The sequence below is a fragment of the Stenotrophomonas sp. YJH_SMC_29 genome (assembly GCF_059371235.1).
On record NZ_JCAFUK010000013.1, the window covers coordinates 1 to 18313 of the forward strand.

The window sequence follows — 18313 nt, forward strand, 5'->3', positions numbered from 1 at the left end:
CGCTTGCCCAGTCTTATCAGTTCGAGCGCCAACTCAACCAACTGTTCGGGCGGTTCAGGGAGAATCCGGCGTGGGGACCCAAGCTACTTCTCGGTCGCAAGACCTGGATCCACACGGTCGCCCACGCCGGGCTCTCGGCACCCAAGGTGCCAGATCGGCAAGAGATAAGATCCACGCCATGCGTGGATACGCGGTGCAAGGCGCCTCGCAGGCCCCGAAAAAACCGCTTGACGCCATTCCCAGAATAGGTAGAATTTCGCCTCCCAAGCGGGAATAGCTCAGTTGGTAGAGCGCAACCTTGCCAAGGTTGAGGTCGCGAGTTCGAGTCTCGTTTCCCGCTCCAGATTCAAGAAAAACGCTCCCGCAAGGGGGCGTTTTTCGTTTGCGTATTCCGCGCTTCATCCCCACTTCACCGCCACTCCTTCGGCTCGCCACGCGGCAGTTCGAAGCTGCATCTCCGATTCTCCACGGCGATGCCGCAATGCCTCACACTCCCTCCGCCTACGACCACGACGTCATCATCGTCGGCGCCAGTTTCGCCGGTGCCGCCTGCGCACTGGCTGCCGCCCAGTACGGTCTGCGCGTCTGCGTGCTGGAACGCAAGGCCGACCCCGGCGAGCGCCTGCACACCACCGGCATCGTGGTGAAAGAGGCGATGGAGCAGACCTGGCTGGGGCGCATGCCCGAGCACCTCGTGCAGCGCGTTGCCAACGTGCGCCTGTATGCGCCGAACCTGCGCAGCGTGTTGCTGGCCGCGCCGGGCTATTACTTCCTCACTACCGATACGCCGAACGTGATGCGTTGGCTGGCCAGCGAACTGCGCGCGAACGGTGTCGACCTGCGCCTGCAGCAGTCCTTCACCGACGCTCGTCGCTGTGGTGACGGCTGGCAGGTGGAAGGGGCAGGGCGCTGCGCCTATCTGGTCGGTGCTGATGGCGCACGCTCACGCGTGGCCCAGCGCACCGGCCTTGGCCAGGTGCGCGACACCCTCTACGGCGTCGAGCGCGAGTTCGCCGGCCTGCAGGTGGCGCAGGGCAATGCGCTGCATTGCTTTGTCAGCAAGCGCTACGCGCGGGGTTATATCGGTTGGGTCGCGCAGAATCCAACCGGCCTGCAGGTCGGATTGGCGCTGCGTCATGACCCGCAACAGGTACGGCCGCCGGATATCGATGGCTTCCTCGACCACGTGCGCGATGGGGTCGGCATTCCGCCTTCGGCGCGTCCCTCGGGCACCCGCGCAGGGCTGGTGCCCTGCGGCCGGCCGGACGGGCCGATCACCGGCCAGCGCGTGGTCCTGACCGGCGACGCGGCGGGCATCGTCTCTCCGCTCTCGGCCGGGGGCATCCATTCCTCATGGCGGCATGGCTGGGCCGTCGGCGAGGCGATTGCCCGGCATCTGCGTGGCCAGGGGCCGGACGCCGAGCGGGTGGCGCGGCAGGTGGCGCCGGCCTTCCATGGCAAGCGCCTGCTGCGCTGGGCGATGGACCATCTGCAGGCCGACTGGCCGCTCAACGCGCTGCTGCACACGACGGCCACGCGTCGCATTGCCGAGCAGGTCTACTTCCACCGCCGTGGCCTGCGTGCCTGAAGCCAAGGCCAAGCGCCTGAACGCTACCCCGTGGCACAGGTGAAAATTCCGGTTGACGCCGTGCAGCAATCCCGACACAATAGCGCTCCTTCGACGCAGGTCGAACGAAATCTGCGGGAATAGCTCAGTTGGTAGAGCGCAACCTTGCCAAGGTTGAGGTCGCGAGTTCGAGTCTCGTTTCCCGCTCCAGATTCAGAAAAACGCTCCCGCAAGGGGGCGTTTTTCGTTTGTCATGGCGTTGGCCACGCGGGTCGCTACAGTCAGGCCACGACATTTTCATGGTGGGCGTGGTAAGTGTGCCTCTGGGGGCGATTCCGACATTTGCGTCGCAATCGGCATGACGGGGGCGCGGCGATCGTGGGGACGATCGGAAGCCCTGGCGCGAGGTGGGCTGCTGCAAGAGGCAATGACCTGGAATCCGCATCAGTGTTCCGCCTGCTGCAGGCAGTGAAAGGCTGGCGAAAGGCCTGCGCCATCGTTGCCTGAACCGCACGCGTGTTGTGACCGTTTTCGGACCATTTCTCCATGTTCGCTCCACAATCGCACGGTAGCCTTCATGCTCCTTCTACACGTTGGCGGGCTGGTGGTCAGGCGTATCACTCCAGTGGCGGTGCCCAGGACCGGGCGAGCATTCTCCCTGCAGGGGCTGCTGCGGCCCGGCGCATTGTTTGCAAGCCTGGCGCTGGCCGGCTGCATGTCGGTACCGGTTCCGGACCTGCCTGACCGCACACCCACCGCCTGGGCCCAGGTGCCGCAGGGGCAGGGCGTGGCGGTGGACGCCAGGCAGTGGTGGAAAGTGTTGTCCGACCCGGCGCTGGACGGCCTGGTCGATCAGGCCATCGCCGGCAATCTGGACCTGCAGCAGGCGACGTTGCGGCTGCAGGCCGTACGGATCGTCGCCGGTACCTCCGATTCGCGCTTCCTGCCGGAAATCACCGCCAGCGCCAAGCAGGTGCAGGACGCTGCCGCTGTCGACACCTACTTCCATGCCGGCATCGAAGCGATCTGGGACCTGGGCCTGTTCGGTGCCGCCGAGAGCGCGCAGTTGAGCGCTCAGGCCTCGGCCGGCAACGCCGTGGCCCTGCGCAATGCCGCACAGGTGGCGGTGATCGCCGATGTGGTACGCAGCTATCTCGACCTGACCGTAGCGCAGGCCCAGCAGGATCTGCTGGCCCGACAGCAGGCCGTGGACGACCGCGGCGAACAGCTGGCGCTGGTGCGGCAGCGGCTGCGTCTGGATGAGCCGGGCGAGCTGGAACGGCTGCGCGCGCGGCAGGCGGCCACCCGTGCGGCCATCGCGCAGGCGCGGGAAAACGCCGACAACGCCGCCCGTGCGCTGGCATTGCTGCTGGGCCGCGAGCGTCCGGATCCGGCCTGGCACGCCTACCGCACCCCGCCGACGCTGGGTGCGTTCACGCTGCAGCAGGTCCCGGCTGACCTGCTGCGACATCGACCGCAGATCCTGCTGGCCGAATCGGAAGTGATGCAGGCCGCCGCCAGCAAGGGCGCGGCGCGCGCTGCGATGTATCCGCGGATCAGCCTGGGTGGCTCGATCCTGTACGCCTACAACCTCACCCAGAACGCCCGTTCCAATTCCGACTCCAGCCCGTCGATCGGCCCGTACATCGATATTCCGCTGTGGGACTGGGGGCAGCGTCGAGCGCGCTTCCATGCCGATGAGAAGCAACTGGATGCCGCCTTGCTGGGCTACCGCAAGGCGGTGCTGGAAGGCGTGAGCGAGGTGGAGGGCGCGTTGGGCAGCCTGGCGCGCCAGGACAGCAGCATCCAGTCGCTGCGTGCGGCCAATGATGCCGCACGCCAGCAGGTCAAGCGCCAGGTGCGGCAGGTGCAGCTGGGCCTGTCCAGCGAGTTCGAGGGTCTGGACACGCAGCGTGCCGCACTGGCCTCGCAGGCCGATCTCATCGGTGCACAGGGCGCACGCGTGCTGGCGTTCGCCTCGCTGTACCGCGCCCTCGGGGGCGCGCCGCTGCCGGCCGGAGCTGGGGAGCCATCACAATGATCGCGCTGGCCCGCAAGACCCTGGCCTATGAGTGGCGCCGGTTCCTGCCGGTGGTGCTGGCGATGTGTTTTGCCGGCGTGCTGCTGATCGTGCAGGCGGCGCTGGTGCTGGGCATCTTTGGTACCGCCGCGATCTACGTGAAGGCATCCTCGGCCGATATCTGGGCAGGTTTCCCGGGCACGCAGAGCGTCAACTACGGCCATGCGATCAGCGTCGACGTGGAAAGCCACCTGCGCATGGACCCGGATGTCACCCGCGTCGAGCCCTACGAGTGGGTCGACGGCGAATGGCGTTCCGGCGCGCAGGGCACCGGCAACGTGTCGGTGTACCTGTCCGGCATCTCCACCCGCGACGACGCAATGATGTTCGCGCGCATCCTGCCTGCCGACCTGCGCGCACAGCTGCGCGAGCCCGGTGCGGTGATCGTCGACAGCGCCGACCTGGATACGCTGGGCGTGGACTTGCAGAACAACCGCGCGTGGATCAACGGCAAGGCCGTGCGCGTGGTCGCCGCGCAACCGGGGCTGCGGGGCCTTGGCGGCGTCAATGTGCTGGCCTCGCTGGATACCGCGCGCGCCATTGCCGGCACGGATCCGCACGAGGGCAGTACCTATTTCGTGGCGGGCCTGCGTTCGCCGGACCTCGCCGGTCACGTGCGCGATCGCCTGTCTGCATCGATGGGCCAGGCGACGCCGGTCGAGTTCTGGACCGCGCCGGAGTTCGCCAGCCGCTCGCAGCAATATTGGCTGTTCGATACCGGCGCCGGCATCGCGGTGCTGTTCATGGCGGTCATCGTCTGCTTCGTCGGTGCGGTGATCACCAACCAGTCATTCGCCTCGGTGGTGGCCGGTTCGGTGCGCGAGTACGCCACGCTCAATGCGCTCGGTGCCGGTCGCTACGCGCTGGCACGGGTGGTGTTCGAGCAGGCCTTGCTGATCGGCGGCGTAGGCATGTTGCTGGCAGCGGCCTTCAGCACCGTGGTGCTGCTGATCGCGCAGACCCAGCGCGTACCGGTGCAGCTGACGCCGATGGTGATCCTGGGCTGCGTGGCGCTGGTCGCGGTGATGGCCATGCTGTCGAGCATCATGGCGGTGCGCAGTGTGGTCCGCTCCGATCCATCGTTGCTGCTGCGTTGAGGACCGGCCGATGACCTCCAAACATGCCATCGCCCCCACGTTGCAGGCCGACGCACTGGAAAAAGGCTTCATGTCGGGCGATGTACAGGTGCCGGTGCTGCGTGGCCTGTCGCTGGACATCTACCCCGGCGAGCTGACCCTGGTCTCGGGGCCTTCGGGGTGCGGCAAGAGCACGCTGTTGTCGCTGCTGTCCGGCCTGTCCGCGCCCGATGGTGGGCGGGTGCACGCGCTGGGCCAGGATGTGGGGCACATGACCCGCAGCGAGGTGGAGCGGTTCCGCCTGCACCATGTCGGCTTCGTGTTCCAGGGCTTCAACCTGTTCCCGGCGCTGACCGCGCTGGAGCAGGTGCAGCTGCCGCTGGGCTACCGCGGCATGCGCGATCGCGAAAGCGAACCACTGGCCCGCAGGGCGCTGGAAGAGGTTGGCCTCAGCCACCGCAGCCACATGCGCCCGGCGCAGCTGTCCGGCGGTGAGAAGCAGCGCGTGGCGGTGGCTCGTGCCTTCGCCAAGTCGCCAACGCTGATCTTCGCCGACGAACCCACCAGCGCGCTGGACGCCGAGAACGGTCAGCGCGTGATCGACATCCTGCATCGCTATGCGCGGGCGCACGGCGCCACCGTGCTGTGCGTGAGCCACGATCCGCGCCTGATCCGGCATGCGGATCGGGTGATCGCCATGGAAGACGGCATGGTCCGTGATGACCGCCGCCAGAACGAAACCGTAGAGTCCGCCCCATGACCAAGACGCCGCACCTGCTTCCCCTCAGCCTGGCCCTCTCCGCGGCACTGCTGCTCGGCGCCTGTTCCAGGGACGCGCCCGCGCCTGTACAGCCGCCTTCGGGCAAGGCCGATGCAGCCGCCGCCGGCAAGGTCGCGGTCGCGCGCGGCATCATCGATGTCGAGGGCGGCCTGATCGCGCTTGCACCGCCGGTGGATGGCTCGATCACCGCTGCGCCGGTGAAGGAGGGCGCCACGGTCAAGAAGGGGCAGCTGCTGCTGTCGCTGGATGGCGCGCTGCTGCAGCAGGAAGTGGCGATGGCCACCGCCGATCTGGCCCTGGCCAATGATCGCCTGAAGGGCAGCCAGGCGCAGCTGCGCGAACTGGAGCGCAACGCCACCCGCCTGTCCACCGGCGCCAGCGAAGGGGTGTCATCCAACCAGCAGGCCGATGCGGCGAGGCAGCAGCTGGCGGTTGTTCGCGCCGACGTCGACGTGGCGGGTGCGCAGGTCGACATGGCCCAGCACAAGCTGGAGCACGCCAGGTTGAAACTGCAGCAGATGTCGTTGAGTGCACCGGAAGCCGGCACCGTGGTCGGCCAGGTGCCGGGCCTGGGCGCCTTCGTGCAGGGCGGCAAGCCGGCGATCTCGCTGCTGCCGGCACGCCCGCTGCAGGTGCGTGCCGAACTCAGTGCCGCCTATGCCGACGCGGTGCAGGTAGGCATGAAAGCGACGGTGGTAACGGACAGCGATGGTGCCGAGAACACCGGCACGCTGCCGACCGCACGCGTGGTACGCATCAGCCCGGTGTTCGCGCAGGCCCGCCTGCCTGAAGACGCGGGGCGTGGCGTGGCCAAGGTGGTGGAGTGCGTGCTGGAGTTCGACGGCGAGGCCAAGGCACGCTTCGGCCAGCATGTGCGGGTGGAGTTCCGGAAGTAGGCCTAGCGTTGTGGCGGACGCCTGAACGCCCGCCATGCGCTCACCGCCGACACCCCGCACAGCGCCAGCAGCAGGCCTACGTCCAACAGCAGCAGCCACAGCAGGTGCATGCCTTGTACCGGCGGCTGGTGCATCGCCGACAGCATCCACGGCACCGACCACAGCAGCAGCAGGGCGAAGGCGATCAGCAGGCGCAGCCACAGGCGTTTCAGTCTCCACGGCCGCACGATCAAGGCGGCCACCACCAGTTCGACCGTACCCAGCAACGCGAACACGATGACAGTGCTGGTCGGGTAGGGCGACTCGGCACCTTCCAGGTGGTGCAGCAGCCAGTAGTCCGGGGTGAAACCGGCGTTGACCAAGGCCGCGATCAGCGCCAGCCAGGTCAATGAAACCAGCAGCCAGAACAGGCGGACGTAGCGTCTAGGCATTGGTGGTGTCCGTGGTGGCAGGCAGGCGGTTGTGTGACGCATACCACGCGGAAATGGCAATCGCGGCCAATGCCAGCAGGCCGGGCCCGAGGGTGAAGTACAGCAGGCGCAGCGGATGGTTGTGCATCAGTGTCCAGCTCGCGAACCCCAGGGGAATCGCCAGCACCAGCAGCTTGGCAAACAGCGGCCGCAGCACCGCGATCAGCGGCTGGGCGCCAATGAACATCCAGAACAGATGGAACTGGGCGATGCCCAAACCGATGTCACGATGTGAAGCAAAGCCGAAATGGTTGCGATACCAGTTCATTCCCATCGGCATCAGTGCCCAGTACAGCAGGGCCACCAGCAGATGCAGCAGCAGGGCGATCAACAGGGGCGTGCCGCGAAGGAGCATGGGCGAACGGGACCGGGCGGGGCAGCGTACCCCACTGCGGACGCCCGTGACCGCATGATGTGAAGACTGTTGACGGCGTGAAGGAATTTGGACACAATGGCGCTCCTTCGACGCAGGTCGAAGAATCTGCGGGAATAGCTCAGTTGGTAGAGCGCAACCTTGCCAAGGTTGAGGTCGCGAGTTCGAGTCTCGTTTCCCGCTCCAGATTCTACAGGGCCCCGACAGGGGCCTTGTTTTTCTCCCGCCACGGCAAGGCGGGGCACGTTGGGCCACAAGGCTCTGCGCGCAGTCAGAAAGGTGAAATCGCTGGTGTGTGTCCCGGATTTCCGGTACCATGTCGGCTTACGCGGGAATAGCTCAGTTGGTAGAGCGCAACCTTGCCAAGGTTGAGGTCGCGAGTTCGAGTCTCGTTTCCCGCTCCATGTTCCGACAGGCCCCATCTTGGGGTTTTGTCTTGTCAGGGCGGTGTTCCTGGCGTGCAGTACGTTGGCCTCATGGCAGAGTGGCTATGCACCGGATTGCAAATCCGTTTACAGCGGTTCGATTCCGCTTGAGGCCTCCAATTGAAAAGCCCTGACTCCGGTCAGGGCTTTTTTCTTGGCTGCGATCGCTTTCCCGCTCGCGCGATCGTTGCGCGGCCTGGCGGCCAGTCATGGCGGCGACGGCGGCGCTACACTTGCCTGATGAACCAGATTGATCACTTCCGGGGTGCGTTGCTCGGCCTCGCGTGCGGCGATGCCGTCGGTACCACGCTGGAGTTCAAGCCTCGTGGCAGCTTCACCCCGATCACCGACATGGTGGGTGGCGGGCCGTTCCAGCTGCAGCCGGGGCAGTGGACCGACGATACCTCCATGGCGATGTGCCTGGCCGAGAGCCTGGTGCGTTGCGAAACCTTCGACGCGCGCGATCAGATGAACCGCTACGCCAACTGGTACCGGCATGGTTACTGGAGTGCGACCGGGGAGTGTTTCGATATCGGCATGGCGACACGGGCTGCCATCGACCGGTTCCTGCAGGATGGCCATCCGCTGGCGGGAAGTGACGATCCGCGCAGCGCTGGCAATGGCTCGATCATGCGTTTGGCGCCGGTCGCGTTGCGCTACGCCGGGACCCCCGATCTGCAGGCCATGGCCGCGTTGAGTTCGCGAACCACGCACGCTGCGCAGGAGTGCCTGGAGGCGTGCCGCCTGCTGGCCGTCGCGCTGGAGCGTGCGCTGGCGGGGAGCACCCGCGACGGAGTGCTGGATCTCAGCGATGTTCCCCTCGAGAGCGCGCGGCTGCAGCAGATCGCAGCGGGCGGCTATCGTGATGCGGCGCGTGAGCAGATCCGTGGCAATGGCTATGTTGTCGACAGTCTGGAAGCTGCACTCTGGTGCTTTGATCGCCACGATACCTTTGAAGCCGTCGTACTCGAGGCGGCCAACCTTGGCGAGGATGCCGACACCACGGCCGCCATCGCCGGGCAGCTGGCGGGCGCATTCCATGGCGCGCGCGGAATTCCTGAGAGATGGCTGCAGCGGCTGGCCTTGCGCACCGAAATCCAGGCGCTGGCCGATGCGCTGCACGCCCTCAACCAAGGCATCGCCCGCACCGCATAAGGCCCATCCAGTGCCTGCGAACTGCGCAGGCACGGCGCTCCTGGCTGCCACCCTTTCCGACGCGACGGGCGTCCCCTGCGGCAGTTGGCCGCGCCGTGGCGGCCAGTCTCAGCCGCCCACGACATGGGAAGGCGCTATGGTCGGGTTCCACGTCTCAGGGAGCTGCAATGGCGAGCAAGGGCACCAGGTATCGCTCCAGCCAGGGAGCGATACGGAAATGAGCAAAGTCACGGCAGATGTGCGCTGGTTGACCTTCCGCTTGAAGAACGGGCAATCCATTGGCCCGGATCGGCTGAAGGACGGATGGGTCATCGCCTCGGAAACCGCCCGCTGCGGGGTGCGCCGCGAGCATATCGAAGGGTCGGGCCTGGTGTATGCCCTGTATGCGCCGGCCAACCTGGCCTCACCGCGGCGCGCGGAAATGCGCATGCGCGAATTCCTGATGAGCTCGGGCTACACCTTCACGATGGGCACGCTCGGCGGCTGATTGGGCCGTCAACGTTGCGCTCACGCGGTCAGCGCCTGGCCCTGGACGCCGATCGGGCCGCGTGCATCGTGCAGCACCCCGCGGGTAAGGCCGAGGCCCCGGCGGCTGAACGCCCCCTGCCACCAGAGCAGCCCCTTCCGGCAGGTACTTGATGCGATGCGTTGCGGCACGCGCTGTACTCAGCGTTGCACTGCCTTCAAGGCGTCGACCACCTGCGCTCCAGAAAAACCGCAGTGACCTTCGCCCACCGGCGGCAGCACGCGTGGCCGCGGGCGTGCGCCAGCCCGTGCGGCCAATTGCGGATACACCGTCTGCATGTGCGGCACGATGGTCGGGTCGTTGTGGTTGAACTGGATCACCAGCGGTCGCTTCAGTGCGCCGGTCATTGCCAGCGTGCTGCGCACTTGCGCCTGCGCCGCAGGCACGGGATCGATGCGCTGCACGCCGGCATTGAACGCGGCGTCATCACCGAATCCGCTGTAGATCATGCCGATGTTGCCGATCGGCATGCCGCCGCTCCGTGTAGCCAGTTGGTGCAGGACCAGCGCGTGCAGGCTGACCGTGCCGGCCAGTGCATCAGGCGAGACCTGCAGCCGCCGCGCCAGTACTGCGGCGTGCGGCGGATCGCGCTGCAGCGCATTGGCGATGCCCCGGTACAACTCGCCCTGTGGCAGCGCGGCGGCTTCGCGCGATGCCAGGCCGGCGGGCGGCAGCCCATCGGCCTTGGGGAAGAAGTAGTCGAACGCGACCAGCGTGGTCAGCAGATCGGTCGCGATCTGTTCGCCACTGAGATTGGCGCCGCACAGCGACACACCGCCTGCGTAGTGTTGTGGGAAGCGCTCGAGGCTGCCGATGGTCACGGCACCGCCCATCGAGAATCCCAGCATCCAGGTGTGGCGGACATGCTTGAGTTCACCCACTGCCTGCTGGCGCAGGCGTTCCGTATCGGTGATCGCATCGGCCACTGCCCAGCCCTGGCTGGCATAGGCGCTCTGCGCGACGGCGTAACCTGCTGCCAACAGTGGCGCGGTGCTGTCATTGGCCGCCATGGGTGCGGTGCGCGGCACGCCGACCGGTTCGTAGCCATGGGCCAGCATCACCAGGTCGCCGTTCCAATTGGCCGGTACATCCAGCCGCCACGGTGCGCCCTGCAGCTCGCCGCTGAGCGTGCGTGTTGCTGGCGGTGGTGCAGCCAGCGATGTCATCCAAGGCAGCAGGCAGAGGGCAAGAGCACATCGAAGCAAGGGGTGCATCGGGGCCATTCCATGCGGGAATGGCGCCGAGCATAGATCCCCGCACTACCTTGCGCGCGCTGCACTGCCGCAGGCATTGCCGGTCGGGCGTACTGCGCTCTATGCTGGCGGCATGGCCCTGCACAGCATCGCATCGATTATCCGCATTCCTTTCGGGAAGGCGGGGTAGCGCGCGGTCATCACGGCCAGGCAACCCGCCCGGGAAGGCGGGTTGCATACGGCGCTCTCCCGGATAGTGGAATCCACCAAGGAGAACGCAGATGCACGACCTTTCATCGAACGGCCCTGCGCCGACCCTGCACCTGGTGTGCGGCAAGATCGGTGCTGGAAAATCCATCCTGTCGCAGCAGTTGGCGTTGAAGCCGCGCCATGTATTGATCAGCGAAGACGCATGGCTGGCGGCGCTGTATCCGGGCGAAATCCATTCCATTGCCGACTATCTGCAGCGCGCCGCCGCGTTGCGCAATGTGCTGGCCGATCATCTGCGCGCATTGCTGCAGGCCGGTGTTTCGGTGGTGCTCGATTTTCCATTCAATACGCCAGCCAGCCGCGCGTGGGCACGTGAAGTGTTCTCGCCGGTTGGCGCTGCACATCAATTGCATTTCCTCGACATTGCCGATGAGGTCTGCAAGGCGCGGCTGCGCGCGCGCAATGCTCTCGGCGAGCATCCGTTCCAGGCCAGCGACGAGGAGTTCGAACGGATCACCCGCCACTTCGCTGCACCGGCCGCGGAAGAGGGCTTCGCGGTGATGCGCTATACCGAGGCAGGCCCGGCGTAGCGCGGCCGGTCACTCAGCCGCTGCCGCCCACTCAATCGCCGATTTCGATACGATCTCTCGCATTGAGTTCGCCTCGCTTGACCCGGAGTCCCGTCATGGTCGACCGCCTTGCCATTCTGCTGGAACGTTTCGCGGTCACCGCCTCGGTGTTCCATGCCGGCGCGCTGTGCGGCATCAACACGCTGGACGGCGAGGATGAGGCCGGCCAACTGCACCTGGTAAGGCGAGGCCCGCTCCAGGTCACGCATGGGCCGCACACCGTGCAGGTCGAGGTGCCGAGCCTGCTGCTGTATCCGCGGCCGCTGCCGCACCGCTTCGTTACCGATCCGCAGCACGGCGCCGACATGGCCTGCGCAAGCCTGCATTTCGAGGGCGGCCGGCTCAACCCGATCAGCGCGGCGTTGCCCGATTTCATCTGCATGCCCCTGACGGATCTGCATGGCGGCAATGCCGCGCTGGAGCTGCTGTTCGAAGAAGCCTTCGAGCAGCGCTGTGGGCGTGCGGCGATGGTCAACCGGTTGTTCGAGGTGGTGATGATCCAGGTGCTGCGCCAGCTGATGGAAGGGGGCGAGATGCGAGGTGGCCTGTTCGCCGGGCTGGGTCATCCGCGGCTGCGGCTGGCATTGGTGGCAATGCATGAGGCGCCGGCGCAGTCGTGGACCCTGGAAGACCTGGCCGAGGTCGCCGGCATGTCACGCAGCGTGTTCGCCTCCAGCTTCCGCGAAGCCATGGGCACCACGCCGGGCCAGTACCTGCAGGGCTGGCGGGTGGGCCTGGCGCAGCAGGCACTGCGTCAGGGGCGTCCGTTGAAGCGGATTGCCGACGAGGTGGGCTATGGCAGCGAGGCGGCACTGTCGCGCGCGTTCAAGGCGCACACCGGGCAGTCGCCGCGGGAGTGGCGGGGGCAGGCGCGCGCGGGCGCGGCCTGAGCCTCAGCCCAGCACCAGCCGGGCCAGCTTCATGCCAGCGAACAGGCCGACCAGGCCCAGTGCCACCGAGCCGCCGGCATACAGCGCGGCCAGGCCGAGCTGCCCGCGCTGCAGCAGCACGCCGATTTCCAGCGCGTAGGTGGAGAACGTGGTGTAGCCGCCGAGGATGCCGGTGGCCAACAGCAGGCGCAGCTGCGGTGACGCGCCGTTGCGCAGGGCGAAGGCCTCGACCAGCACGCCCATCAGCAGCGCACCGCTGATGTTGATCAGGAAGGTCGACCAGGGCCACGGACTGCCAGCGGCCACCCGCGCACCCATCAGGTTGCAGGCGTGGCGAACGCAGGCGCCGAGCCCGCCGCCGATGAAAACCAGGAGGTAGTTGTTCAGAGCGTGCATCACGTGCCTCGGGTGCGGGTTCGCTGATTCGATGGCGAACGCCGAGGGCAGGCACCGCCTGCCGTCGACGAACGCCGGTTCGTCCTGGCAGGAGCCATCAGCCGTTCAGGCGGTTATCGGGGGAGCCCCATCCCCATCGCCGACCATGCTACCAGCGTCGGTGCATTCACGTCATGGAGGTCGTCAGCACCCGGATGACCTTGCTGCGGCTGAAGCCGTCCATCAGCAGCTCGAAGGCCAGCAGGTCCAGGGCCGCGTGGCGGCGATGGTCGATCTCCAGCCCTTTCTCCTCCACTAGGTGGCTGACCAGTTCGTAGGCGTCCTGCCAGACATCCAGGTGGGCCTGGCTGGGGATATAGGTGTTGCCCCGCTCACCGACGCCAAGCCCGCCCACGCCGTACAGCAGTTCGCGCGCGTCCAGCTTGGCAGCATCGGCGATGCGGAACAGCTGTTCGGCCTTCACGTGGGCGGGGCTGACATGGTCGTTGAGCCAGTTGCTGATGGTTGCCGTCGTCGAAGCGGCGGCGCGGGCCAGATCGGCCGGGCGCGGGTGGCCGGCTTTCTTCATGGCAATGGCGAGTCGTTGGCCGAGAGTATTCATCTATGCAAGCCAGCTTAACGCGTGGATCGCAAAGAACCCTTGTTCCAAGAATAAGTCTGGTTAACAGAAGGACCGACCGTGACCGATTTCTGGAGCAAGCGGCAGGTGCGCACCCGGCTGGGTTTCCGGACCGACGCCGAACTGGCGCGCTTCTTTGGCATAAGCCGATCCGCAGTGTCGCAATGGCCTCGGGATTTCCCGATTCCTGCGCTACGTCAATACATCCTGCATCAGCGATACCCCAACCTGTTCCCGGCAACTCAGGCAACACAGTCCGAACAGGCGTGAGTTACGCCGCCTTTTGTCGCATGCAACACCGCATGGGCCATTTGCAAAGTACGCTTAGCAACATAGGAAAGTTCGATGGGCACGGGATTGACCATCGACGATGCCTAACGGAGCGGCGGATGGAGGATGGAAGGCTGTGTCGGGTCCAGCCCATCCGGGGAACCTGCCTCCCCGTATGTACTTTCGTGAACGATTAATAATTTAAATCACAAAAGTCGCCGTATGTAATTGACCTGTCGTGAAATCTGTGACTAATTGGGATCAACCGGACGTGAAGCCCGGGAGTCTTTCAGTAGCTCGCAAGTGAGTCGGTAGACCGTCAACGATGCAGAACAAGTCCAACGGAGGTCGTATGGAATACGGCATGCATGGCTTGGCTGAACGGGTACGCCGCGAACTGGAAGCCAGTTATCACAAACACGGATGCGGTCCGGCGTTCTGGGATACCTACCAGCAGGTGCTTGACCGCCTGGTTCCGCAGGGGACCGAGCGCACCGAATTCACCAATGAAATGGCGCTCATCATCGAGCAGCTCGGCATCGTACGGCGTGCGCAGCTGGTTCCGCCGCACGCCAGCGGGCCGCGTTGACCGGTTGATTCACAGCAGGCGCCAGGCGCCGCAGGCCAGCAGCGCCAGCAGCGTCGACAGCAGTGCCAGGGTCCGCGCTCGCCACCACTGCCGCGGTTGCCCGGCCATTGCCTGCGGACTGCAGTAGCGCACCAGGCCCGGCCCGAAACCGGCCTGGTGCTGTTCCTGCGCACAGGCGTCCAGGCAGGCGCCGCAGGCCAGGCAATCGGCCTGCGGTCCCTGGCGGATGTCCAGCTGCATCGGGCAGGCGCGGACACAGGCGGCACAATCGGTGCAATCGCCCAGGCGGTCTGCGCTGAAGGTCGGCATGGGTCCGGCCAGCAGCGGATGTGCCGCGCGGAACACGTAGTCCTGGGCGGTCACCGGGTCGAGCAGGCCGCGGCCGCGGCCCAGCACGCCGCCGAGGCCGGACGGGCGTGCGCCGCGCGGTTCGCCCCGGCGTGCGTCGTACAGCATCCGCGGTGTATGCGGATCGGTGAGCAACGGCTGCATGCGTGCAAACGGGCACAGCGATCGGCAGACCTGTTCGCGCAGCACGCCGGCATTGCCCCAGGTGGCTGCGGCATAGAACAGCACCCAGAACGTTTCCCAGCCGCTCCAGCCGATGCGCGGTGCCGCTGCCACCAGCTCGCTGATCGGGCTGAACAGGCCGACGAAGGTGATGCCGGTCCACAGCGAGAGCACCGCCCAGGCTACCTGGGTGGCGGGGCCTACGGCCGGCACCGGCAGCACCCGGGCCATGCCGCGTGCGATCCCGTCGAAGGCACGGCGCCACAGCGTCTGCGGGCAGGCATGGCCACACCAGACGCGTCCGGCCAGGTGGGTCAGCAGTGCAAGCCCCACCGCCATCACGGCCAGCATCCCGATCAGCACGCCGACGTCGCCTGGCCACAGCGTCCAGCCAAGCAGGTCGAAGCGCCGTGCGTTGATGTCCAGCAGCACGGCCTGGTGGCCCTCCCAACGCAGCCACGGCAGCGCATAGAACAGGGCCAGCACGAGCACGCTGAGCATGCCGCGCCAACGCCAGGGGCGGGTGGGCTTCGTGGTCATCCCAGTGGCAGCTCGTCGTCGTCGTCGCCGGGCATGGGCCGTTGCAGGTACCAGGTGACCGCGCTGGACAGTGCCGTCACCGTCCAGAACATGAAGAAGCCTGCCGTGTAGCCCAGTTCGCGGCTGATCGGCGTAGCCGGAAAGCTGATCGCCTGCAGCCGGAGCGGGTCGACGAAGGCGAAGAACACCACGCTGGCCACGCCGGCCGCGATGAAGCTTGGCCAGAGAATGGCACCCCAGTGCTGGATCAGCTGCTGGCGACGGCTGGGAGAGGGTCTGTTCATGCTTTCCCGGATCGGAATGAGGGCGGCGCGTATACTCCGCCGAGGCCGGCGCAGCATCCGCAGGGCATGTTTCCTGCAGGCGTGCCAGCCTAGGTGCAGTGGACCGCGCCGACATTGATCTGGATCAACGGTGGTGCCGGCCTGTCGCGGCACACTGCCGGCAAGCCCTGGGTGCCCCGATGAACGCAACACCGCCGCCTGTCCTTCCCGTCGCTTCGGCCGAGCTTTGCAGCGAGCAGGAAGTGACCCGCCTGGTCCACGATTTCTATGCGCGCGTGCGCGGGGAAGAACGGTTGGGGCCGGTGTTCGACGCGCATGTGCGCGACTGGCCGGAACACCTGGCGCAGCTGGTCGATTTCTGGTCTGCGATGCTGCGCGGTACGCGCCGTTTCAAGGGCTCGCCGATGTCCAAGCACATGGCCATCGAGCTGGACAAGGATCTGTTTGATCGCTGGCTGGCGCTGTTCCGCATCACCACTGCCGAGTGCGGCAATGCGCCGATGCAGGAACTGGCCAACGACGTGGCCGCGCGCATCGGTGACACCTTCTGGAAGCGCTACCAGATGCTGCGCTGGCCACAGGTTGGCCTGCCGGTGCTGGGGATCCCCGCCCGGGATTGATCTGGGTCAAGGCGGTTGCGGCCAGGCCGCGCGATGCTGGCCGCATGGACACGTTCTCTCCCGCCGCCGGTGGCCTGGCCTGGACCTTCGACCCCGACCTGCTGCGCCGGCACGACCGGCCAGGGCCGCGCTACACCTCGTATCCGACCGCACCGCACTTCCACGATGGCTTCGACGCACCGGCGCTGCGCCAGGCAATCGCCGACAGCAACCGGCTGGCCCGCGCGTTGTCGCTGTACGTGCACGTGCCGTTCTGTTCCAGTCCCTGCTTCTACTGCGGCTGCAACCGGGTGATCACCCGCGACCGCGGTCGTGGCCACAGCTATGTATCGCGCGTGCTGGCCGAGGCCGATCTGCTGGCACCGCAGTTCGAGGATGGCCGTGAGGTCATCCAGCTGCATCTGGGCGGCGGTACGCCGAACTTCCTCGATGCCGGGGCGATGACCACGCTGGTGGAAGGCCTGCGCCGGCGCTTCGACTTCAGCGATTCGCCGCAGCGCGATTTTTCGATCGAACTCGATCCGCGCTTCATCGATACCCATGACGTGGCGATGCTGGCACGGCTGGGCTTCAACCGGGCCAGCCTGGGCGTGCAGGATTTCGATCCGCAGGTGCAGGAATCGATCAACCGCATGCAGGGCGTGCAGCAGACGCTGGACATCCTGCGTGCGTGCCGTGACAGCGGTATGCGTTCGGTCAACGTCGACCTGATCTATGGGTTGCCGGGGCAGAGCCTGCAGGGATTCGGCCGCACCCTCGAACAGGTGCTGGCGCTGCGCCCGGATCGCCTGGCGGTGTATGGCTACGCGCATCTGCCGCATCTGTTCCGCGCGCAGAAGCAGATCGATGAACGCCGGTTGCCTTCACCGGAAGACAAGCTGGCGCTGCTGGGCTTGGCGGTGGAGAAGCTCTCTGCCGCAGGCTACCAGTACATCGGCATGGATCATTTTGCGCTGCCGGAAGAAGATCTCTCTCGCGCGCAGCGTGCCGGCCAGCTGCATCGCAACTTCATGGGCTATACCACCCATGCCGACACCGATCTGCTGGGCCTGGGCGTGAGTGCGATCAGCCACATTGGTGCCACCTACAGCCAGAATCCGCGCGACCTGCCGTCGTGGGAGGACGCGGTGGACCAGGGCCAGTTGCCGGTCTGGCGTGGCGTAGCGTTGAGTGCCGACGACCAGCTGCGCGCCGAACTGATCCAGCAGCTGATGTGCCAGGGCGAGGTGGACGGCGCCATGCTGGGGCAGCGCCATGGCATCGCATTCGAGCAGTACTTCGCCGAAGACCTGCGTTCGGTGCAGCGGCTGCAGGAAGACGGGCTGGCCGAATACCGCGACGGTGTGGTGCGCGCCAGCGAGCCGGGGCGGCCGCTGCTGCGGCTGCTGGCGATGTGCTTCGATCCGTACCTGCGTGCGGCGCATGAGCAGCCGCGCTACTCGCGTGCGATCTGACGCTGCGGGGTGCGAAAGGCGTGGTGCCCGGAGCCGGAATCGAACCGGCATGGGGTTGCCCCCGGCGGATTTTAAGTCCGATGCGTCTACCAGTTTCGCCATCCGGGCCTGCAGCGCGGCGCCGATTGTAGCCCAGCTGCGCATTTCCGGCCGGATTGCGGAACGGCGGCGGCATGCTTAACTGTCGCTCCCGTTCATGTCATAGTCCAAGCCATTGTTCCCAGGGGGGGAGCTGCCCGATGTCGCTGCACGCGATTGCCTATGCCAGTGAGGCCCGCGCCGATCTGCGGACAACCGATCTTGACCGCGTGCTGGCCGACGCCACGGCATTCAACCGGGTAGCCGGTGTCACCGGTGTGCTGATGTTCGATGGCAGCCGTTTCCTGCAGTACCTGGAAGGGCCGGAGGATGGCATCGATTCGGTGTACCAGCGCATCGTCAACGCGCGCAGCCATGGCCAGCTGAAGGTGCTGTGCCGGGCACCGGTGGCGCAGCGGGCGTTTCCGCGCTGGTCGATGGGCACCCGCCGCATCGAGGCGGAGCTGCTGGCACAGATCGTCGACGCCGCGTGGCCGGGCTTCCTGCTCGGCAGCGGGGGTTTCGAACGGCTGCTGCAGGCCTGGACCGGCGCCGACGGTGAACTGGAACCGGCGGCGGTCGCGCTGGGGTCCTGAACCCGCCTTGGCGGCGAGGCCCGCGGACCGTTACGCTGGGGCCTTTCTGGTGTGAATCATCCCGGGGTGGTACAGCGAATGAGCAG

Annotated in this window: 21 protein-coding genes, 6 tRNA genes and 1 riboswitch; of the genes, 19 read left to right on the forward strand and 8 right to left on the reverse strand. The window is 66.5% G+C overall.

All coding sequences use genetic code 11. The features are described 5' to 3' along the window. The first annotated feature begins 267 nt into the window (after positions 1-267). The 7 genes from AC5P9I_RS14380 (at position 268) to AC5P9I_RS14410 (ending at position 6400) form a co-directional block, all read left to right on the forward strand. Positions 268-343, forward strand: a tRNA-Gly gene (locus tag AC5P9I_RS14380). Between the two features lie 138 nt (positions 344-481). Beyond that, the gene (locus AC5P9I_RS14385) at positions 482-1588 is read left to right on the forward strand and encodes an NAD(P)/FAD-dependent oxidoreductase (RefSeq protein ID WP_049466910.1); all 1107 of its coding nucleotides are present in this window, start codon (positions 482-484) and stop codon (positions 1586-1588) included. A 113-nt stretch (positions 1589-1701) separates the two neighbouring features. Beyond that, positions 1702-1777 (forward strand) — tRNA-Gly (locus AC5P9I_RS14390). A 367-nt stretch (positions 1778-2144) separates the two neighbouring features. Continuing rightward, positions 2145-3608 (forward strand): efflux transporter outer membrane subunit, encoded by a 1464-nt coding sequence (locus AC5P9I_RS14395; RefSeq protein ID WP_049470087.1) that lies wholly within the window; start codon positions 2145-2147, stop codon positions 3606-3608. Next, positions 3605-4744, forward strand: coding sequence for an ABC transporter permease (locus AC5P9I_RS14400; protein ID WP_049470092.1), 1140 nt, complete (start codon positions 3605-3607; stop codon positions 4742-4744). Before AC5P9I_RS14395 ends, AC5P9I_RS14400 begins: the two co-directional genes overlap by 4 nt. Before the next feature lie 10 nt (positions 4745-4754). Then, a complete protein-coding gene (locus AC5P9I_RS14405) occupies positions 4755-5483 on the forward strand; it encodes an ABC transporter ATP-binding protein (RefSeq protein WP_049470093.1) in 729 nt (242 codons plus the stop codon). After that, positions 5480-6400: an HlyD family secretion protein gene (locus AC5P9I_RS14410; protein WP_049470096.1), complete on the forward strand. Its 921-nt coding sequence runs from the start codon at positions 5480-5482 to the stop codon at positions 6398-6400. The genes AC5P9I_RS14405 and AC5P9I_RS14410 overlap by 4 nt, the downstream gene beginning before the upstream one ends. A 2-nt stretch (positions 6401-6402) precedes the next feature. Here the strand turns inward: AC5P9I_RS14410 and AC5P9I_RS14415 are convergent, their stop codons facing one another. Continuing rightward, positions 6403-6831, reverse strand: a complete 429-nt coding sequence (locus AC5P9I_RS14415) for a hypothetical protein (protein WP_049470100.1) — start codon at positions 6829-6831, stop codon at positions 6403-6405. After that, a complete protein-coding gene (locus tag AC5P9I_RS14420) occupies positions 6824-7225 on the reverse strand; it encodes a hypothetical protein (protein ID WP_049470103.1) in 402 nt (133 codons plus the stop codon). Before AC5P9I_RS14420 ends, AC5P9I_RS14415 begins: the two co-directional genes overlap by 8 nt. A 128-nt stretch (positions 7226-7353) precedes the next feature. Here AC5P9I_RS14420 and AC5P9I_RS14425 point away from each other — a divergent pair. The 5 genes from AC5P9I_RS14425 (at position 7354) to AC5P9I_RS14445 (ending at position 9310) form a co-directional block, all read left to right on the forward strand. After that, a tRNA-Gly gene (locus AC5P9I_RS14425) sits at positions 7354-7429 on the forward strand. Positions 7430-7571: 142 nt separating this feature from the next. After that, positions 7572-7647, forward strand: a tRNA-Gly gene (locus AC5P9I_RS14430). Between the two features lie 66 nt (positions 7648-7713). Then, a tRNA-Cys gene (locus tag AC5P9I_RS14435) sits at positions 7714-7787 on the forward strand. Between the two features lie 121 nt (positions 7788-7908). Further along, positions 7909-8823: an ADP-ribosylglycohydrolase family protein gene (locus AC5P9I_RS14440; protein WP_049468530.1), complete on the forward strand. Its 915-nt coding sequence runs from the start codon at positions 7909-7911 to the stop codon at positions 8821-8823. Positions 8824-9040: 217 nt separating this feature from the next. Next, the gene (locus AC5P9I_RS14445; RefSeq protein WP_005415995.1) at positions 9041-9310 is read left to right on the forward strand and encodes a hypothetical protein; all 270 of its coding nucleotides are present in this window, start codon (positions 9041-9043) and stop codon (positions 9308-9310) included. 179 nt (positions 9311-9489) lie between these two features. On the opposite strand, the gene AC5P9I_RS14450 is transcribed toward AC5P9I_RS14445, so the two are convergent. Then, on the reverse strand, positions 9490-10563 hold the full coding sequence (locus tag AC5P9I_RS14450; protein WP_049468533.1) for an alpha/beta hydrolase family protein: 1074 nt from the start codon (positions 10561-10563) through the stop codon (positions 9490-9492). Between the two features lie 260 nt (positions 10564-10823). On the opposite strand from AC5P9I_RS14450, the gene AC5P9I_RS14455 reads away from it, so the two are divergent. Both AC5P9I_RS14455 and AC5P9I_RS14460 read left to right on the forward strand, forming a co-directional pair. After that, entirely contained in the window at positions 10824-11342 is a 519-nt protein-coding gene (locus tag AC5P9I_RS14455) for a P-loop nucleotide/nucleoside kinase family protein (protein WP_049468535.1), read from the forward strand. Between the two features lie 95 nt (positions 11343-11437). Then, positions 11438-12271 carry an AraC family transcriptional regulator gene (locus AC5P9I_RS14460; RefSeq protein ID WP_049468537.1) on the forward strand — a complete coding sequence of 278 codons (834 nt, stop codon included), beginning with the start codon at positions 11438-11440 and terminating at the stop codon, positions 12269-12271. 3 nt (positions 12272-12274) lie between these two features. Here the strand turns inward: AC5P9I_RS14460 and crcB are convergent, their stop codons facing one another. Next, complete coding sequence (gene crcB / locus AC5P9I_RS14465; protein WP_049468539.1) at positions 12275-12667, reverse strand: fluoride efflux transporter CrcB; 393 nt, start codon at positions 12665-12667, stop codon at positions 12275-12277. An 81-nt stretch (positions 12668-12748) separates the two neighbouring features. Further along, positions 12749-12811, reverse strand: a riboswitch (Fluoride riboswitch). Between the two features lie 22 nt (positions 12812-12833). Then, positions 12834-13235, reverse strand: a complete 402-nt coding sequence (locus AC5P9I_RS14470) for a hypothetical protein (protein WP_049468541.1) — start codon at positions 13233-13235, stop codon at positions 12834-12836. Positions 13236-13346: 111 nt separating this feature from the next. On the opposite strand from AC5P9I_RS14470, the gene AC5P9I_RS14475 reads away from it, so the two are divergent. Both AC5P9I_RS14475 and AC5P9I_RS14480 read left to right on the forward strand, forming a co-directional pair. Continuing rightward, a complete protein-coding gene (locus tag AC5P9I_RS14475) occupies positions 13347-13556 on the forward strand; it encodes a helix-turn-helix domain-containing protein (protein WP_080355561.1) in 210 nt (69 codons plus the stop codon). Positions 13557-13908: 352 nt separating this feature from the next. Continuing rightward, positions 13909-14145 (forward strand): hypothetical protein, encoded by a 237-nt coding sequence (locus AC5P9I_RS14480; protein WP_049468543.1) that lies wholly within the window; start codon positions 13909-13911, stop codon positions 14143-14145. A gap of 9 nt (positions 14146-14154) precedes the next feature. Here the strand turns inward: AC5P9I_RS14480 and AC5P9I_RS14485 are convergent, their stop codons facing one another. Then, positions 14155-15195: a 4Fe-4S dicluster domain-containing protein gene (locus AC5P9I_RS14485; protein ID WP_049468545.1), complete on the reverse strand. Its 1041-nt coding sequence runs from the start codon at positions 15193-15195 to the stop codon at positions 14155-14157. After that, entirely contained in the window at positions 15192-15479 is a 288-nt protein-coding gene (locus AC5P9I_RS14490; protein WP_049468548.1) for a hypothetical protein, read from the reverse strand. The genes AC5P9I_RS14485 and AC5P9I_RS14490 overlap by 4 nt, the downstream gene beginning before the upstream one ends. A 179-nt stretch (positions 15480-15658) precedes the next feature. Between AC5P9I_RS14490 and AC5P9I_RS14495 the strand changes: the two genes are divergently transcribed. Both AC5P9I_RS14495 and hemN read left to right on the forward strand, forming a co-directional pair. Further along, positions 15659-16099: a group III truncated hemoglobin gene (locus AC5P9I_RS14495; protein ID WP_049468550.1), complete on the forward strand. Its 441-nt coding sequence runs from the start codon at positions 15659-15661 to the stop codon at positions 16097-16099. Positions 16100-16143: 44 nt separating this feature from the next. Beyond that, entirely contained in the window at positions 16144-17553 is a 1410-nt protein-coding gene (hemN, locus tag AC5P9I_RS14500) for an oxygen-independent coproporphyrinogen III oxidase (protein WP_049468565.1), read from the forward strand. Between the two features lie 21 nt (positions 17554-17574). On the opposite strand, the gene AC5P9I_RS14505 is transcribed toward hemN, so the two are convergent. Further along, positions 17575-17661: transfer RNA gene (locus tag AC5P9I_RS14505), tRNA-Leu, on the reverse strand. Between the two features lie 131 nt (positions 17662-17792). Between AC5P9I_RS14505 and AC5P9I_RS14510 the strand changes: the two genes are divergently transcribed. Further along, a complete protein-coding gene (locus AC5P9I_RS14510) occupies positions 17793-18227 on the forward strand; it encodes a BLUF domain-containing protein (protein WP_049468552.1) in 435 nt (144 codons plus the stop codon). Positions 18228-18313: the final 86 nt, after the last annotated feature.

What these genes read in the sequence shown, in the direction of transcription:
- AC5P9I_RS14420 (WP_049470103.1), bottom strand. Translation starts at nt 7,225, where the DNA reads ATGCTCCTTCGCGGCACGCCCCTGTTGATCGCCCTGCTGCTGCATCTG.
- AC5P9I_RS14410 (WP_049470096.1), top strand. Translation starts at nt 5,480, where the DNA reads ATGACCAAGACGCCGCACCTGCTTCCCCTCAGCCTGGCCCTCTCCGCG.
- AC5P9I_RS14460 (WP_049468537.1), top strand. Translation starts at nt 11,438, where the DNA reads ATGGTCGACCGCCTTGCCATTCTGCTGGAACGTTTCGCGGTCACCGCC.
- AC5P9I_RS14495 (WP_049468550.1), top strand. Translation starts at nt 15,659, where the DNA reads ATGAACGCAACACCGCCGCCTGTCCTTCCCGTCGCTTCGGCCGAGCTT.
- AC5P9I_RS14510 (WP_049468552.1), top strand. Translation starts at nt 17,793, where the DNA reads ATGTCGCTGCACGCGATTGCCTATGCCAGTGAGGCCCGCGCCGATCTG.
- AC5P9I_RS14400 (WP_049470092.1), top strand. Translation starts at nt 3,605, where the DNA reads ATGATCGCGCTGGCCCGCAAGACCCTGGCCTATGAGTGGCGCCGGTTC.
- AC5P9I_RS14405 (WP_049470093.1), top strand. Translation starts at nt 4,755, where the DNA reads ATGACCTCCAAACATGCCATCGCCCCCACGTTGCAGGCCGACGCACTG.
- AC5P9I_RS14440 (WP_049468530.1), top strand. Translation starts at nt 7,909, where the DNA reads ATGAACCAGATTGATCACTTCCGGGGTGCGTTGCTCGGCCTCGCGTGC.
- AC5P9I_RS14480 (WP_049468543.1), top strand. Translation starts at nt 13,909, where the DNA reads ATGGAATACGGCATGCATGGCTTGGCTGAACGGGTACGCCGCGAACTG.
- crcB (WP_049468539.1), bottom strand. Translation starts at nt 12,667, where the DNA reads ATGCACGCTCTGAACAACTACCTCCTGGTTTTCATCGGCGGCGGGCTC.
- AC5P9I_RS14395 (WP_049470087.1), top strand. Translation starts at nt 2,145, where the DNA reads ATGCTCCTTCTACACGTTGGCGGGCTGGTGGTCAGGCGTATCACTCCA.
- AC5P9I_RS14485 (WP_049468545.1), bottom strand. Translation starts at nt 15,195, where the DNA reads ATGACCACGAAGCCCACCCGCCCCTGGCGTTGGCGCGGCATGCTCAGC.
- AC5P9I_RS14490 (WP_049468548.1), bottom strand. Translation starts at nt 15,479, where the DNA reads ATGAACAGACCCTCTCCCAGCCGTCGCCAGCAGCTGATCCAGCACTGG.
- AC5P9I_RS14455 (WP_049468535.1), top strand. Translation starts at nt 10,824, where the DNA reads ATGCACGACCTTTCATCGAACGGCCCTGCGCCGACCCTGCACCTGGTG.
- AC5P9I_RS14470 (WP_049468541.1), bottom strand. Translation starts at nt 13,235, where the DNA reads ATGAAGAAAGCCGGCCACCCGCGCCCGGCCGATCTGGCCCGCGCCGCC.
- hemN (WP_049468565.1), top strand. Translation starts at nt 16,144, where the DNA reads ATGGACACGTTCTCTCCCGCCGCCGGTGGCCTGGCCTGGACCTTCGAC.
- AC5P9I_RS14450 (WP_049468533.1), bottom strand. Translation starts at nt 10,563, where the DNA reads ATGCACCCCTTGCTTCGATGTGCTCTTGCCCTCTGCCTGCTGCCTTGG.
- AC5P9I_RS14415 (WP_049470100.1), bottom strand. Translation starts at nt 6,831, where the DNA reads ATGCCTAGACGCTACGTCCGCCTGTTCTGGCTGCTGGTTTCATTGACC.
- AC5P9I_RS14445 (WP_005415995.1), top strand. Translation starts at nt 9,041, where the DNA reads ATGAGCAAAGTCACGGCAGATGTGCGCTGGTTGACCTTCCGCTTGAAG.
- AC5P9I_RS14385 (WP_049466910.1), top strand. Translation starts at nt 482, where the DNA reads ATGCCTCACACTCCCTCCGCCTACGACCACGACGTCATCATCGTCGGC.